General features: G+C 48.5%; 14 protein-coding genes and 1 other annotated feature. Of the genes, 10 read left to right on the plus strand and 4 right to left on the minus strand.

The genetic code is table 11. From position 1 onward, the window contains the following. The first annotated feature begins 10 nt into the window (after positions 1–10). The 6 genes from KNP87_RS12300 to KNP87_RS12325 all read left to right on the plus strand — a co-directional run bounded on the left by KNP87_RS12300 (position 11) and on the right by KNP87_RS12325 (position 5,986). Positions 11–1,204: a DUF2157 domain-containing protein gene (locus KNP87_RS12300; protein ID WP_026834196.1), complete on the plus strand. Its 1,194-nt coding sequence runs from the start codon at positions 11–13 to the stop codon at positions 1,202–1,204. Next, complete coding sequence (locus KNP87_RS12305; RefSeq protein ID WP_214721853.1) at positions 1,201–1,644, plus strand: GDYXXLXY domain-containing protein; 444 nt, start codon at positions 1,201–1,203, stop codon at positions 1,642–1,644. Before KNP87_RS12300 ends, KNP87_RS12305 begins: the two co-directional genes overlap by 4 nt. A 61-nt stretch (positions 1,645–1,705) precedes the next feature. Beyond that, positions 1,706–1,955: a binding site (T-box leader), on the plus strand. A 52-nt stretch (positions 1,956–2,007) separates the two neighbouring features. Beyond that, positions 2,008–2,853: an SAM hydrolase/SAM-dependent halogenase family protein gene (locus KNP87_RS12310; RefSeq protein ID WP_214721854.1), complete on the plus strand. Its 846-nt coding sequence runs from the start codon at positions 2,008–2,010 to the stop codon at positions 2,851–2,853. Between the two features lie 7 nt (positions 2,854–2,860). After that, positions 2,861–3,412 carry an ECF-type riboflavin transporter substrate-binding protein gene (locus tag KNP87_RS12315; RefSeq protein WP_214721855.1) on the plus strand — a complete coding sequence of 184 codons (552 nt, stop codon included), beginning with the start codon at positions 2,861–2,863 and terminating at the stop codon, positions 3,410–3,412. A 49-nt stretch (positions 3,413–3,461) separates the two neighbouring features. Further along, positions 3,462–5,168 carry an ABC transporter ATP-binding protein gene (locus KNP87_RS12320; RefSeq protein ID WP_214721856.1) on the plus strand — a complete coding sequence of 569 codons (1,707 nt, stop codon included), beginning with the start codon at positions 3,462–3,464 and terminating at the stop codon, positions 5,166–5,168. Then, positions 5,159–5,986, plus strand: coding sequence for an energy-coupling factor transporter transmembrane component T family protein (locus KNP87_RS12325; protein WP_214721857.1), 828 nt, complete (start codon positions 5,159–5,161; stop codon positions 5,984–5,986). The genes KNP87_RS12320 and KNP87_RS12325 overlap by 10 nt, the downstream gene beginning before the upstream one ends. A 92-nt stretch (positions 5,987–6,078) precedes the next feature. Here the strand turns inward: KNP87_RS12325 and KNP87_RS12330 are convergent, their stop codons facing one another. The 4 genes from KNP87_RS12330 to folE2 all read right to left on the minus strand — a co-directional run bounded on the left by KNP87_RS12330 (position 6,079) and on the right by folE2 (position 11,492). Then, a complete protein-coding gene (locus KNP87_RS12330; RefSeq protein ID WP_119923782.1) occupies positions 6,079–7,872 on the minus strand; it encodes a carbon starvation CstA family protein in 1,794 nt (597 codons plus the stop codon). A 136-nt stretch (positions 7,873–8,008) separates the two neighbouring features. Continuing rightward, the gene (locus tag KNP87_RS12335; RefSeq protein ID WP_026834193.1) at positions 8,009–8,704 is read right to left on the minus strand and encodes a LytR/AlgR family response regulator transcription factor; all 696 of its coding nucleotides are present in this window, start codon (positions 8,702–8,704) and stop codon (positions 8,009–8,011) included. Then, positions 8,685–10,451 (minus strand): LytS/YhcK type 5TM receptor domain-containing protein, encoded by a 1,767-nt coding sequence (locus KNP87_RS12340; RefSeq protein WP_214721858.1) that lies wholly within the window; start codon positions 10,449–10,451, stop codon positions 8,685–8,687. The genes KNP87_RS12335 and KNP87_RS12340 overlap by 20 nt, the downstream gene beginning before the upstream one ends. A gap of 135 nt (positions 10,452–10,586) precedes the next feature. Continuing rightward, a complete protein-coding gene (gene folE2, locus KNP87_RS12345) occupies positions 10,587–11,492 on the minus strand; it encodes a GTP cyclohydrolase FolE2 (protein ID WP_214721859.1) in 906 nt (301 codons plus the stop codon). Positions 11,493–11,798: 306 nt separating this feature from the next. Here folE2 and KNP87_RS12350 point away from each other — a divergent pair, with 306 nt between their 5' ends. From KNP87_RS12350 to KNP87_RS12365, 4 genes are all read left to right on the plus strand, one after another. Then, positions 11,799–12,656: a TerC family protein gene (locus KNP87_RS12350; RefSeq protein ID WP_214721860.1), complete on the plus strand. Its 858-nt coding sequence runs from the start codon at positions 11,799–11,801 to the stop codon at positions 12,654–12,656. Between the two features lie 153 nt (positions 12,657–12,809). Next, positions 12,810–13,565 carry a TerC family protein gene (locus KNP87_RS12355; protein ID WP_119923780.1) on the plus strand — a complete coding sequence of 252 codons (756 nt, stop codon included), beginning with the start codon at positions 12,810–12,812 and terminating at the stop codon, positions 13,563–13,565. Positions 13,566–13,625: 60 nt separating this feature from the next. Then, entirely contained in the window at positions 13,626–14,759 is a 1,134-nt protein-coding gene (locus KNP87_RS12360; RefSeq protein ID WP_028107164.1) for a YfbR-like 5'-deoxynucleotidase, read from the plus strand. Between the two features lie 13 nt (positions 14,760–14,772). Next, positions 14,773–15,972, plus strand: a complete 1,200-nt coding sequence (locus KNP87_RS12365) for a Bcr/CflA family multidrug efflux MFS transporter (protein ID WP_026834187.1) — start codon at positions 14,773–14,775, stop codon at positions 15,970–15,972. Positions 15,973–16,127 lie beyond the last annotated feature (155 nt).

The raw sequence follows: 16,127 nt of genomic DNA on the forward strand, positions 1-16,127 counted from the left end.
GGTGTTGACGATGGCACGACTGACAAAATTGATGGAGTGGCAACAAGCGGGTCTGATTGATGCGGAGACCATCAACCGGATCAAAGACTACGAAACACACCGGCAAAAAAAGAAACGTGTCCCGCTTTTGTTGATCGTCGGCCTGACATTCGTGGGTCTGGCCCTACTCAGTTTTTTAGCAGCAAATTGGCAAGCGATTCCCGCACTCATTAAAATTGGGTTAGTCCTGGTCCTCATGGTCAGCTGTTACGTCCTCGCCGATTTGTCGGAGCGACGGACGATCTGGAATCCTGTTGCCTTTCGTGTTCTCGGTATCATCGCGTTTGCGGGAGCCCTCATTGTCACCGTCCAAAGTTTTCACATGTCGATGCAAGGATCCTTCATCGGGTGGGCCGTATTTTTGGCGGCGCTCGGTCATTTCTTCACTTGGCGTCATCCGGCATACGCGATTCTTGCTTTCATCGCCGGTCTGAACATCTTTACCGGCGTCGGGGGATTCGGAAGCGAACAGGCGACGTTTCTAGACTGGACATCAATCGTTTTTCTCGCCCTCGTCTCGCTCGCTTGGTTTTATTTCAGCCAGTCTTTCCCGTCCTTGATCCTCAGTTGGTTGTTTCTTTATCTGGTGGGTCTCGAACTGTTTGCCCTTGTCTCCTATGACGGTGTCCTGTGGCCGATTTGGACGTTATTTGTGCTCGTTCCGCTGTTACTCGTCGTTAAAGAAGAGGCGCATCGTCAGGTGTTATACCATCTCTACCTGGTCGTCGCCGCGATCAACTCCTTGATTTATCTGACGGTCCGTGCCGAGACGACGGATTCCTCGATTCCTTGGGGGGAAGCGATTGCCCTTGTGGTGTTCACGATCGGAATCGGTTACCTCGTCTACCGGAAGTTTCAACCGTTGCTTTGGATTTTGCCGCTCGGTCTGTTCGGATTGTTATGGTTTGATGAACAGGCGATTTTAATCGCGGCGCTTGTTGAAATCCTTGCCTTTGTCTATTTGATTGAACGGGAACGCCAAGGCAGCCGATTGACGATCCCATTCCTCTATTTCATCGCCGTCCAGCTGACGATCTACTTCATCTATGCCTGGAACCGGCTTGATATGTCGCTGTTTTTCTTGGTCGGAGCAGTGCTCGTATTCCTGATTGCCGGTATCTTGTGGTGGATCCGAAAACGTCGTGAGGGAGGAGTGACGTCATGAAACGGTATCTGTTTCCGGTTCTGCAAATCATCGTCGTCTTAGGTGTGATTCTGAGCTTTTATTCGATTTCCTGGTTGGGTGACAGCTATCGTTTCCGGGCGGAACCCTTTGATCCGTTTAGTCCTGTGTACGGAGAATATGTCATGTTGCAATATCCGGACTTAAAACCGGAGGACTCCGTCAAGAAAGGGTTGGTCTACGTCACGTTTACGACAGATACGGATGGTTATGCGAAGATCGACCGGATCTCCAATGAACGTTTTTTCGGGTCTGTTGCCGGTGACTATTACGATCAGTACGTGACGATTCCCCAGCTGACCCAGTACTATGTCGAACAAGGCACCGGTAAAGGATACGAAGATGCAAAAAAATTGGAAGTTAAAGCCGATGTTTCGCCTTGGGGAACAGTCCGGGCGACTGAATTATTGGTTCGAAAATAAAAGGCTTGCAGAAACAAAAAAATGAAGGTAAGATAAGTTTAAATTTTCAGACTAATTCAATAATAAAGCGTCGAAGGGAAGAGTAAGGTGTCACTGTTTCAATAGAGAGCTTCTGTTGGTGGAAATGAAGCGAAACGGTACATCTGAACATGGTCCTTGAGCTGTCGATAGAACACGATTTTCGTAAGTAGAGTCGACCGGTATAAACAGATACCGTTAGCATTCTGCGGAGTCCCTGACTCCTTGAGGTCACTTGATGCGAGTCGAGTGATAAACAAAGGTGGTACCACGTGAGACATCACGTCCTTATGCAATAAGGGCGGGATGTCTTTTTTTGGTGATGACAGGGAGGGAGAAAAAGAAATGACACAAGCTTTAGTTTTACAATCGGACTTTGGAATCAGCGATGGGGCAGTCAGTGCGATGTATGGTGTGGCTCATAGCATCGATCCTAAAATACGGATTTTTGATTTGACTCACGACATTCCGCCATTTCATATATGGGAAGCTTCCTATCGTCTGGTTCAAACGGTACCTTATTGGAGGAAAGAAACTGTCTTCGTTTCTGTCGTTGATCCGGGCGTCGGTTCGAATCGGAAGAGTATCGTCGCACGTACTCATGCGAATCAATTCATCCTGACACCGGACAATGGAACCTTAACCCATCTCGTGCAGTCCGGCTTATTGGCAGATGCACGTATTTTGGACGACACCATTCATCGTTTACCTGTCATGGGCGAATCGTATACGTTTCATGGTCGGGATATTTATGCGTACACGGGAGCTCGGTTATCGAGCCAAGTGATTTCCTATGAGGAAGTTGGTCCCTTGATTCCGTTGGAGTCGCTTGTGTTACTGGAGCGTCAAGTAGCAGCTCAGCAAGGGGAGGTGTTACATGGAATCATTGAAATTTTAGATGTCCGTTTCGGTAACGTTTGGACAAATATTCCGGCAGCATTTACTCGTCTGATTGGGTTAAACATCGGCTGCCGGTTAGGGGTAGAAGTGATGTATAACAAGCAGTTGATTTTTTCAGAAACGTTGACATTTGGGCATTCATTTGCGGATGTTGAGTTAGGTGTTGGGCTTGTATATATCAATTCACTTGATCAGCTTGCAATCGCGTTAAATCAATCTTCGTTTGCAGATCGTTATCAGGTCGGAATCGGAAATGAATGGCAGGTTCGTATTCAAAAAGTAGAGGAGTGACATTGAGATGAACGGATTAAGTACAAAACAAATTGTAGCAACAGGTGTCGGAGCAGCCGTCTTCGTCATTTTAGGTCGTTTTGCCGCTTTACCGACAGGGATTCCAAACACATCTATTGAGACAGCGTATGCTTTCTTGGCATTCATGGCAATTTTGTTTGGACCGATCACAGCCGGTTTAATCGGATTGATTGGTCATGCACTAAAAGATGCAATTTTTTATGGAGCTCCCTGGTGGAGTTGGGTCATCGTTTCCGGATTCGTCGGATTTTCCATTGGATTGATTGCACGTCGTATTCGCATCGAAGACGGGGACTTGACGACAAAAAAATTGATTCTTTTTAATGGAACACAGGCACTTGTCCAAGTGATCGGCTGGGTCGTCCTAGCACCGGTTTTAGATATTTTAATTTATGCAGAACCTGCCAATAAAGTATTCGTCCAAGGCGCTGTAGCAGCAGCTTCAAACATCATAACGGTTGGAATCATCGGTAGTATCCTATTAGTGGCATATGCCAAAACACGAAGTAAAGCAGGCAGTCTAAAGCGAGAAGCATGAACAAAGACTGTCCCGAGAAGGGGCGGTCTTTTTACTTGGGGGGATTAGCATGGCACAAGAAAATGTACGGTTCGAGGAATTTTCCTTTACCTATCGAAGTCAATCGGAACCGACCTTACACAACATCAACCTGACGATTTCAAAGGGGGAACGTGTTCTGATTGTTGGTCCATCAGGTTCAGGAAAGAGTACACTTGCTCAATGTATTAATGGTTTAGTACCGTTTTCCTACCCGGGGACGTGGGAAGGCACGGTGGAAGTAGCGGGAAATGATGCGCGGACATTATCGCTCTATGACCGTTCTCGCATCGTGGGAACTGTCATGCAGGATCCGGATACACAGTTTGTGGGATTATCTGTAGCGGAAGATATTGCGTTTGCATTAGAAAATAAACAGGTTGAACAGTTGGAGATGAAACGTATCGTAGAACAAACAGCCCGTTTGGTTGATGTAGAATCACTGTTAGACTACCGGTTAGATGCATTGTCGGGAGGTCAACGGCAACGTGTGGCCTTGGCTGGTGTCTTGGTAGAAGATGCTGATTTGCTTCTGTTTGATGAGCCGTTAGCCAATCTAGACCCGGTAGCGGGAATCGAAGCAATGGAATTGCTCGATCGACTACAACAACAGACACAGCAGACGCTCATCGTCATTGAACATCGAATTGAGGATGTGCTTTTGATTCCGTTTGACCGAATCATCGTGATGAACGAAGGAAAAATCGTTGCAGATGCTAGTCCGGATGAGATCCTGAGCCAAGGTCACCTCATTCAGGCTGCCCTACGAGAACCACTTTACTTGAGTATCGCTCGTTTGGCAGGTATCTCCATTCATCCGCATATGCAACCGAGTCGGATTGTACCATTCATCACGCAGCTTGATCGTCAACCGCTACATGACATGTTGCAAGATCGCTCGGTTAAAGCGAGTGAACGTGGGGAGGAAATGCTTGAAGTCAGTCGACTTAACTTTCGATATGATGCAAATCAATTAATTCTAAACCAAGTATCGACTTCGTTTAGAAAAGGAACGTTGACGAGTATCGTTGGACAAAATGGTGCAGGGAAATCGACGTTAGCCAAAATATTAAGCGGATATCGCAAAGCAGACAACGGAACAATCCATTTAGCAGGACAAGATGTGACGAACCAATCGATTGGACAACGTGCACGCCAGATTGGATTTGTTTTACAAAATCCAAATCACATGATTTCCAAACAAATTGTACAAGATGAAGTGCGATATGGCATGCAGGCACTTGAACTGAGTGAAGCGGAGCAAGATCGACGGCTCGAAGAGACGCTTCGTCGTTGTGGAATGTATCCATTTCGGAACTGGCCCATTCATGCGCTGAGTTTTGGTCAGAAAAAACGGGTGACCATTGCCTCGATTTTAGTTCGGCAACCGGATGTTCTTATTTTGGACGAACCTACGGCAGGTCAAGATTATCGCCATTATTCTGATATCATGGATTTTTTGGAGCGATTAAAGAAGGATGGGATGACCTTGATTGTCATCACACATGACATGCATCTTGTTCTGGAGTACAGTGATCAAGTTTGTCTGCTTCAAAAAGGTCAAATTCACTTTGAAGGAACTCCACTTTCTCTGTTACTACAAAAAGAATTGTTGAATCACGCTCATTTGAAGCAAACGTCACTGTTCACAGTGGCTGAGCAACACGGACTCGATCCGGAACGATTACTGGGATACATGGTTGAGGAAGAACGGAAGGAGCGAGTAGGATGGCTGTAGAAATGTTAGGCTATATCGAAAAACGGTCTCCTATCCATCGTTTGACAGGAGCGACTAAATTAATTTGTTTCCTGCTTTGGACGATTGCGACAATCGTCACCTATGATACACGTGTCCTTGCACTGCTTTTATTTGCTAGTCTCGGATTATTTTATTTATCGCATATTTCATTCAAGGAAGTCCGTTTCGTTCTCCTGTTCACGTTGACCTTTATCTTGTTGAATACGATTGCGGTCTACCTATTTGCACCTGAGCAGGGTGTCGCGATTTATGGAACGCGCCATGTCCTCGTTGAAGGAATCGGTCGTTTTACTGTGACGGCGGAACAACTTTTTTACTTACTGAACTTGATTTTGAAGTACAGCGCGATTGTCCCAATTGCTGTCTTGTTTCTAGTGACGACTCATCCGACTGAATTTGCCGCCTCGTTGAACCGAATTGGCATTCCTTACAAAGTAGCGTTCGCAGTATCACTTGCGTTACGTTATATTCCAGATATCCAACGAGATTTTCGAATCATTAAGGATGCGCAAGAAGCGAGAGGGATCGCTTTATCAGATGCACCTTTACGCCAACGGATCCGCAACAGCTTGAATATCTTGTTGCCTTTAATTTTTACAAGCTTGGAGCGAATTGAAGTTGTCAGTAATGCCATGGACTTACGCGGGTTCGGTGCAGGAAAAAAACGGACGTGGTACAACTGGCGTCCGATGACAAAAGCCGATGGCATGGCGATTACGTTTGTTTTTCTATTAGTCGTCATTTCTTATCTCATCACGTTTTATGACGGAAGTCGTTTTTATAATCCATTCATCTAAACAGCAGACGAAATAAAAGAAACGTCCTCAATGAAAATTGAGGACGTTTCTTTTAAATACAGCTAATGAAACATGGAGAATGAAGTCACATGTTACGCTGATTTTTTTACTTTTTCCCAACGTGGTGAATTGAGCAACTCAATCCATTTGCGGACAGCAGAGATTGTGATGACAATCGCGAGTATCCCCATCGTGACGGAAAGCACCGTATTGAGGATGCTGAAGCCGGCAGATGCCGGATTGGCATAGACGTTTGCCACCATCCAGATGTCGGCGAACGTCACCGTCACGAGCAAGTAGACGAGCGGAATGAATGTCGTTAAGGCATACACCTTTTTGTCGGCAATCTTCAGGATGATCGTCGTTCCGATAATCAATCCGATGGATGCCATCAATTGATTCGAGACGCCGAACAATGCCCAAATCGATCCGATGTCACCGGAGAACAGCAGATAGCCCCAGAAGAACGTACCGAGTGCACTGGCAAAAATCGCACCGGGAATCCAGTCGACCCGTTTTAACGGTTTGTAGAATTCCCCGAAGAAGTCCTGAATCAGGTAACGGGCAACCCGTGTCCCGGCGTCGATTGCCGTTAAGATGAAGACGGCTTCAAAAAGAATCACGAATTGGAAGAAGAAGCCGGCAATTTCCCGGAACCATGGAATCGCCCGGAAGATGAACGTCATCCCGACGGCCAGGGAAACTGCTCCGCCGGTCCGTCCGGCGAGATCAAGCCCGATTTCCCGCGACATTTCGTCAAGATAGACCGTACTCATACCAAGTGTCGCGAACACTTCAGGTGTCGAGTTGATCGCGAAGTAGTCACCGACTTCGAGTGACGTCGCGGCAATCAAGGCCATGACGGCGACGAGACACTCGACGAGCATGGCGCCAAAGGCAACCGGTTTGATGTCGCTCCAACGATTGATCATCTTGGGTGTCGTACCGGAACCGACAAAAGCATGGAAACCGGAAATCGCACCACACGCGATCGTGATCGAGATGAACGGCCAAACGGGACCGGCGATGATCGGACCACCACCATCCACGAATTTCGTGAAGGCGGGGAAGCGGATTTCCGGATTGATGATGAAGACCCCGATGATCAAGGCAAGGAAAACCCCGATCTTCATAAAACTCGATAAGTAATCCCGTGGAGCGAGCAACAGCCAAACCGGTAAAGCAGCAGCAAAGAAGGCGTAGATCGGTAAAGCAATTGCCAGTTGGCGGGAAGATAAATCAAACCAACTGCCGATGAACGTATCTGTCAGCTGAGGACCAAAACCGATTGCTGCAAGAATCAGTAAAAAGCCGACGATTGATGCGAACACGAGATTTCCGCCTTTACGTAAGTAAATACCGACTGCCATCGCGATCGGAATCGTCGAGAAGACAGCAAACGTTCCCCATGGGTTATGTTCAAGGGCATGCAAAACGACCATCGACAAGCCGGCCATCGTGATTGTGATGATGAAGAGCATCGCAAGACCGGCACAAAAACCAGCGACCGGTCCGAGCTCTTTTTTGGCGACTTCCGATAACGATTGACCGTCTTGGCGCATCGAAGCGAACAGGACGACCATATCGTGGACGGCACCGCCGATGACGGCTCCAATCAGGAGCCAAAGCAGACCGGGTAAGTAACCGAACTGAGCGGCGAGTACAGGACCGACAAGCGGTCCGGCAGCCGCGATGGCGGCGAAGTGGTGACCAAACGAAACCCACTTGTTCGTCGGGACATAGTCTTTTCCATCGGCGAATTTATGGGCCGGTGTTTCCCGGTCCTCTTTGATTTTTAGGACCTTAACGGCCATGAACGTGCCGTAAAGACGATAGACGATTAATAAAATACAAATGACAGCAATGACAATCGGGGTAGCGCTCATTCATTAGACCTCCTCGTAAATTGGTATAAGGAAAGTGTACGCTAAATGAAAACGCTTTCTTTTATTTTGGGGACAAGTGGTTGTTTTTGAAGGATGACACGTTGGAAAGGGGCGATGAACGGAAAAAAGGAAACACTCAGATCCCGAGTGCTTCCTTTAAAATTTTGACATACGTCCGACTGACCGGAACATCAATTTGTTGGATTTTGATCGTATAGGCACCGTTGAACCATGGTTCGATCGCTTCGATGGCGGCTAAATTGACGAGATAAGACCGGTGGACACGCAAGAAACGGTGGTCGGCTAATTTTTTTTCGAGTTCTTGTAACGTATCATTCGATGGATAGGCGTCCGAGCGGGTGACGATTTTGGTTTTACCGTTTTCGGCGACGATGTAATCGACCTCTCGCGGGGAGAGCAGCTTCAACTGATCTCCCGACTCGACCGCCAACCGTTCGACACGCGGCGCTTTGGCGAGTGGTTTTCGCATGACTTTTTCAATGGCCCGGACAATCCGTGACGGATCGTACGGTTTTAAGATGTAGTCATACGCATTCAGTTCGAAAGCTTCGAGTGCGTGGGCATCATAAGCGGTTACGAACAAGATGGCCGGAGGGTGGGGCATCGACTGCAACCGTTTGGCGATGTCGAGACCACTCCCGTCAATCAATTCGATGTCGAGAAAAACGAGGTCCGGTTGGAGCGTTCGCACGAGTTGCTCCGCTTCCAGGACATGTCCGGTCTCGGCGACGACATCGAGTCCGGCCCGGACGACGTGATAGCGGAGTTCGTCGCGGGCAAGCGGTTCATCTTCAATTAGAATCGTGCGCATGAAGCATCTCCTTTCCTGTTTCGAGCGGAAGATGGATGGTGATGGTCGTTCCTTCCCCGGGCTGACTGGTCAATCGGAAGGCCCCTTTTTCCGCATAAAGACTTTTGATTCGTTCTGCTGTATTAAAGATCGCGGTTCCGGTTCCGTTTGACGCGACGACTTCACGACCCAGGCGGGCGAGTCGTTCCGGTGCGATGCCGCATCCGTTGTCGACGACTTCCAAGACCAATTGATCGGCCGTTGTCCAAGCGGTCACTCCCACGTAGCCGGTCTGTCCGGGAGAGAAGGCGTGCTGGAACGCGTTTTCGATGAGCGGTTGGAGGATGAATGGTGGAACAAGCAATTGTTCGGTCCCGTCCGCGAGATCAATATCGACGAAGGGGCGATTGGGAAAGCGGGCTGCTTCGAGGGAAATATAGGCTTCGATATGTTCCAGTTCTTTTTGTAAAGGAATTTTCGTCGAACGGGCGCCCTGCAGATTACTGCGGAAGAAGGTCGACAGTTCCAGTAACAAGCTCCGTGCTTGTTCGACATCCGTCCGGCAAGAAGCATAAATTGTATTGATGGCATTAAACAAGAAGTGCGGATGGATTTGTGCTTCGAGGGCGCGGATTTCCGCATCCTTCAGTAAACCCGCTTGCCGTTCCGCATTACCGAGTGCGAGTTGTGTCGAAAATAATTTCGCTAAACCTTCAATCAGTTCGACTTCGACCGCGTCGAGTACATCAGGGTGCGGATAATAGACTTTCAGTGTTCCGACGGTTGTTCCGCTGATTGTCAACGGAGCAATGATCCCGGCTTGAAGCGGACAATCCGATTTGGGACAGCCGATATCATCGCGGTCGGTGACGAGTCGGAGTTGTCCGTCCATCAAGACATGTTCGGTCGGACGTGTCGTCCATTGACCACCCGCTTGATGATGGTCGCTGCCGACGCCAAGATGCGCCAGAATGACGGATTGATCGGTCAAGGAGACCGCGTCGGCACGCGTTTGTTGCAACAGGATGTCCGCGACGGCTTCGGCCGTTTGGATATTCAAGCCGCGTGTTAAGTACGGTAATGTCAAGTCGGCGATATGAAGCGAGCGCTCCGCTTCCCGTGCCCGGACATGTTCTTCCTCCCGCGCCGCCAATCGAATGATCGACAGGAACAGCCAGACGCCAAGCACATTGACAATCGTCATCGGGATGAAGATGAACTGGACGAGTTCGATCGCAGCCGGAAAGGGATTAGACAACAGAAGAATCAGTGACATTTCAAAAATCATTAAAAATCCGGTCAAACAAATCGGGAGCAGCGCTTGGCTGCCCAAGCGATCACGCCAATAAGCGCGTAAGCATCCGCTGACACCACCCGCGATAACGGTCGCGAGGGCACAGGCGAAGGCGGTGAAACCACCAAGTGTATACCGGTGGATTCCGACGAGCAGTCCCGTAATCGTGCCGCCGACAGGACCGGCAAGCAAGCCGCTGATGACGACAATCATCGTCCGTGTATTCGCAATGGCAGACGTTCCGTTCACTTCATCAAGCCAGGTATGCGGTAAAAACTTGGCCAAATCGACTTTGACACCGGTGTAGTTGCTGAGTATACCGTATGTGGCGAAAAATAAAATCAGCAAACCGAATTGCCAACCGGCTTCCGGTTGTTTCAGCACCCGACGTGTTGGTCCCCACTGGGCGAGGATGAACGCTAAAATGATCATGATCCCCAAACGCTCCAGCAAAAAGGGGATGAGTTCCAGCATGACATCCCTCCATTCGCTTTAAGTGTAAACGCTACCGAAAAAGAGGACAACGAAAAAAAGGATGACAGATTTTAAAGTCCGTCATCCTTTTCTATGCAGAGCGCGACTTTGAAGCCAGCTCTTTGATGTTCTTGATTATTGTGCGTCTTTGTCGAACGTGATCCGAGCAATCGCATCATGTTGGTGGATGGTTTCTTCATTGCGGCATTCAACGAAGAAGGACGCGATTGGATCCATTTCGTAAAGATCGGCAGCAATTAAGCGCACCATGTCTTCGACGAAACGTGGGTTTTCGTATGCCATTTCTGTGACACGTTTTTCATCCGGACGTTTGAGGACCGGGTGAAGCGGTGCTGAAGCATTTGATTCTGCTGCGTCGAGGAGCTCTTGTTTCCAGTTAAAGTCATCCGCTTCGTCGCGTAAAGAAGCTTCCATCGTGACGTAACCACGTTGGTTATGGGCACTGTATTCACTGATTTCTTTTGAACATGGGCAAAGTGTCGTCACATTGATCGTCAAACCGACCGACAATGTGGCTTCGTTTGTTTCGGTGTTGACACTGACGGTTTGCCATACTTCGGCATTCATCAAGCCACTGAGTCCCGTTGCCGGCGCTTTACGTGTGAAGAACCATGGGTAACGGATTGTCAATTGTCCTTCTGTTTGCTCCATCCGCTCAGCGAGATCGCGAGCGAATTGAATGAGTGATTCATTTGTGACGACCCAGCCTTCGTTATGGTACTGGTCGAGTTGTTCTGTCAAACGACTCATGTTGATCCCTTTACGGTCTTGTACAAGCGAAGTCGACAGTTCGAACGTCGCGATGGTTGCTTGTGTCGTCTCGCCATCTTGAATGACAACCGGATGTTTCACGTTCGAGATGCCTACTGCATCCAGTGCAAATAAGAAATTCTTTGGTGTATTTTGCAGATCGACCATTTTATCTTTTTCAGTTGGTTTTGTTCCTTTAATAGGGGGAACAGAACCAAAAAGCTTGTGACGCTCTTCTTTGGTTGGCAGTGTAATCGGGTAGGTAGACATTCAGATCGGCCCCTTTGTCCTTTTGTAGTAGTGCAAGTAGTAATAACATGACAGGAATGCTAGAGACGAGCAAGTCTGATGATTCCGTGAATGTGTTTCGCGACATATCGTTGCTATGAATTTTATCACGAACACGACCCAAAACGAAACTCGCAAGTCTCGAAAGAAACAGTTTGCTGATTTGATGGAATAACTTGCTTGCAATCGGGTATACTATCATATAGTATGTGTTCATGTGAACGTGTAAACTATCGTGTCGTGTGAATTCTTAATTTAGCTTATATTGTATAGGAAGGAATGAAGTAGATGGATTGGCAGTTAGTACTTCAATATGCCTGGGTCGTCCTTGTTTTAATCGCTTTAGAGGGACTTCTTTCGGCAGATAACGCGCTTGTTTTGGCAGTAATGGTAAAACATTTGCCGGGCGAGCAACAGAAAAAGGCTTTATTTTATGGATTGGCAGGAGCATTTGTGCTTCGATTCGCGGCATTATTCGCAATTTCATTCCTCGTCGACATTTGGCAGATTCAAGCACTTGGTGCCGCCTACCTCTTGATCATGGGACTGCGGCATATCTACAAAACCGTCAAGGCCCGGCGAATTGGTGAAAATCATGGCGCTGAAAATGAGTTAGACCAAGAGCCGAAATCAGAAGAACCGGTCTCGAAAGCCGAGTTTTGGAGAACCGTCGCAAAAATCGAATTCGCCGACCTTGCGTTTGCCGTCGATTCGATTTTGGCAGCCGTCGCACTGGCTGTTGCGCTTCCGAACTGGGGAACTGGAGAAATCGGTGGCTTAAACACGGGTCACTTCGTCGTCATCTTAACGGGTGGACTGATGGGAGTCGTCTTGATGCGGTTCGCAGCACGTGTCTTCGTTAAATTGCTGGCCGAGCGTCCTGGTCTTGAAACAGCCGCGTTCGCCATCGTTGCTTGGGTCGGGGTAAAACTCGCTGTCCTCGCACTCGAACACCCGAACTACCATGCATCAATCGAAGGAACGATTTTTGAAGCGATGAAACTTCCGGAAGGTTTTGCTCACAGTACACCATGGCAAATCTTCTTCTGGACAGTGATGGTCAGTCTTGCACTTTGGGGTTGGTTCTCATCTCCAAAAACAAAATCAAATCCAGATGCAGAAAAGAAAGTCGAAAAAGAGTTATAAGAAAGCTGAGGCTCTCCTGAAATGGAGAGTCTTTTTTTGTCTGAAAATCCTCCGGACCGGGTAAAAAGAACAATCATCCTCAAGCCTTCAGTCTTTTTCTTTTAGGTAAGCCGCATTATAATAAACTTACTGAACAAAAAGGGGATTCGTTTTATGGATATTGGATTAATTACGCAGTATGCGACCGTTGGACTCGTCTTGATCATCTTGCAAGGGCTGTTGTCTGCGGACAACGCGATGGTCATGGCTGTCCTCGTTCGTCCGTTACCGGATGAGCAACGGAAAAAAGCTTTGTTTTATGGACTGATCGGAGCCCTCGTCTTACGTTTCGTCGCCATCTTCTTCGCCTCGTACTTGGCGACGGTTTGGGAATTGCAGGCACTTGGGGCGATTTATCTGTTTTATGTCGCCTTCAAAGGGATTGTGGAAGCACGATCGAACAAACATCAAGTGCCGGACGCGATGGCATCACAAAAAGCGTCCCCTAATTTTTGGTGGACGGTCGTCAAAGTCGAGTTTTCGGATTTAGCATTTGCCGTCGATTCGACGCTGGCAGCGGTTGCCATGGCCACGACGTTACCGATGATTGGCGGAACGATTGGTGGATTGAACACCGGACAATTTTGGGTCGTCTTCTTTAGCGGAATCATCGGACTGGTCATCATGCGTTACTTCGCCAGCTGGTTCGTCGTCTTGTTACAGAAACGACCGGGTATTGAAGAAGCTGCCTTTTGGCTCGTCGCCTGGGTTGGGGTGAAGTTAGTCGTCATGACGCTTGCTCATCCATCGATTGACGTGTTACCACATGAATTTCCGGAGAGTACACTCTGGCAAACTATTTTCTGGGTTGTCCTCGCACTGATTTTGGTGTTAGGTTGGTTTAGAAGTGGTACGAAAACAGAAAAATAATAAAGAAGAGCGGGCAGGGTCATCATTCCCCTGTCCGTTTTTGAATGAGGAGAGATGACGATGCAAAACGGTAATTTCATTCGGATGTTGACACGGATGCAAAATGTTCCGCGCTGGGATGAGTACGCTCCGCGTTTTCCGGATAATGCGGCGAGTCACAGCTTTCGGGTCGCGTTATTCAGCTTGATGGCGAGTTATATCGAAGAGGAGGCGACCGGCGTCAAGTTGGATCGTCTGTCGTTACTCGGAAAAGCTTTGTTTCACGACATGAACGAAGTCATCACGGGACCGATCAAACACCGGACGAAAAAAGAACCGACGCTGCATGCGCATATTCAGGCGATGGAACAACAAGCGAGTGAAAAACTCGTCGCGCTGCTGTCCAAATCGTTGCAACCGGATTTTACGAACTATCTTGTCTTTGCGGAAGATGATTCGCCGGAAGGACAGATGGTCGAGGCGGTGGATACGTTTGATGCGATGTTGTTTGCGAAACGGGAAGCCGACATGACCGGGTCGACTTTCTTTAAAGCCAAAACGGCGGAATTGCAGACAGTGCTTTTAGATCATCCTATACATGCGATCCGGACGTTGACCCATTCCGTTTTTGCGGAAGATGCCATGTCGCGTTTCATCGACAATGTCCTGATGATGGATACGATCCGGCGCTGGAAAGGTCGTTTTAATACGATTGACGATAACGATGCGACGCATGCGTTCCGTGCTGCATCGCTTGGGCTATTCAACGGTTTGATTGAATCGAAGAAGTACGGCGTGGAGATCGATACGGCGGAAGTCGTGTCGCGTCTGCTTTGTCATGATTTGGTCGAAGGAACGACAGGCGATGTCCTCGGTCCCGTCAAACATGCCACGCCCGTCACGGCAGCGGCTTTTGAAGCGTACGAGCGGACGGAAGGGGAAGCGTTGATTCATCTGCTTCCGGCATCGATGCAGCGTGAGTTTCACCGGTTTGTCGTCGAAGCCAAAGATGAAACGTATGAAGGACAGATGGTCGATGTCGTCGACAAACTCGATGCGTTGATTAAGATGAACATGGAGCGGAAACTGAACGGCGTCGAATACGAGACGGGTTACCGGGCACAATTAAAGAAAGTCCAAACGGCCTATGAGAATCCATCGGTAGTCTTTTTCCTTGCCTATGTCTTACATGACTTGGATTACGTGACATCCTAAAAGGAGGAAGACGATGACAAACGCCTCACCGATTCAAACGAAACGATTGACGCTCATTTTAATTTTAGGATCACTGGCGGCACTTGGACCGCTGTCGATTGATATGTATTTACCGGCGTTTCCCGACATGTCGCGCTCGTTTGGCGCCAGTGCCTCGTCGATTCAACTGAGCTTAACGGCCTGTATGCTCGGGATGGCACTCGGGCAGATTATCGTTGGACCGCTCAGTGACGTACGCGGACGGAAAAGACCGTTATTGATGGCGTTGTTCGCCTACTTGCTCGCCTCACTCGCCTGTGCCTTTGCGCCGACGATTGAAGTCTTGATTGCCTTGCGGTTTGTTCAAGGGGCGGCAGGTGCATCGGGGATCGTCATTTCCCGAGCAATTGTCCGTGATCTGTTTGAAGGACCCGAACTGACGAAATTTTTTGCGGCGTTGTCGCTTGTCAACGGAACGGCACCGATTTTGGCACCAATCATCGGTGGGCAGATCTTACGGTTCGGAGACTGGCGGGTTGTCTTTTACCTTCTTGCCATTCTCAGTACACTGATGCTGATTGCCGTCGCCTTCCGGTTACCGGAAACACTCCCGGTTCATCATCGGGTGGAAGGGAACTTAAAAACGACGTTCCAGACATTCGGACGGTTGTTATCGGACCGGACATTCCTCGGGTACGCGTTCGCCCAAGCGTTTGTCATGGGAGCGATGTTCGCCTATATTTCCGGCTCGCCGTTTGTCTTACAAAATATTTATGGTGCCAGTCCACAACAGTTCAGCTTTTTGTTTGGGATCAACGGAATCGGAATCATCATCGCGGCGCAAACCGCGGGACGACTGGCCGGACGGGTCGACAGTGAGAAGATGATGCGGATTGCGTTAACGGTCGTTGCGCTTGCGGGTATCGGTCTTTTCCTTGCCTTGACCTTGTCGAGTTCCTTGATTCTGGTCATGATTCCATTATTCTTTGTCGTCTCGAGTGTCGGGATGATTTCGACGCTTGGTTTCACCTTGGCCATGCAAAATTATGGATCGACAGCAGGAAGCGCTTCGGCGTTGCTCGGTTTATTGCCGATGCTTGTCGGTTCACTCGTCTCTCCACTTGTAGGGGTGATGGGCGAAGATTCAGCCTTTCCGATGGGATTGATCATCATGACGCTTGATTGTTTGGCATTGCTCGTCTACATGTTGCTGATCGTTCGAAAAAAAGGATAAGCAGATCATGACAACGAAGCCGATTCCTTTTGAATCGGCTTTTTTGTTGCGGATACACTCAGATTACAGAAAAAAGTCAAAAAGGATTCCATGGATTTTGAAACTATTTCCAAAAAGAGACCGTAAATAAAAGTGAGCTCAGCACGCAGGAAAGG

It is taken from the genome of Exiguobacterium sp. s192, assembly GCF_018618795.1.
Taxonomy (GTDB): Bacteria; Bacillota; Bacilli; order Exiguobacteriales; family Exiguobacteriaceae; genus Exiguobacterium_A; species Exiguobacterium_A undae.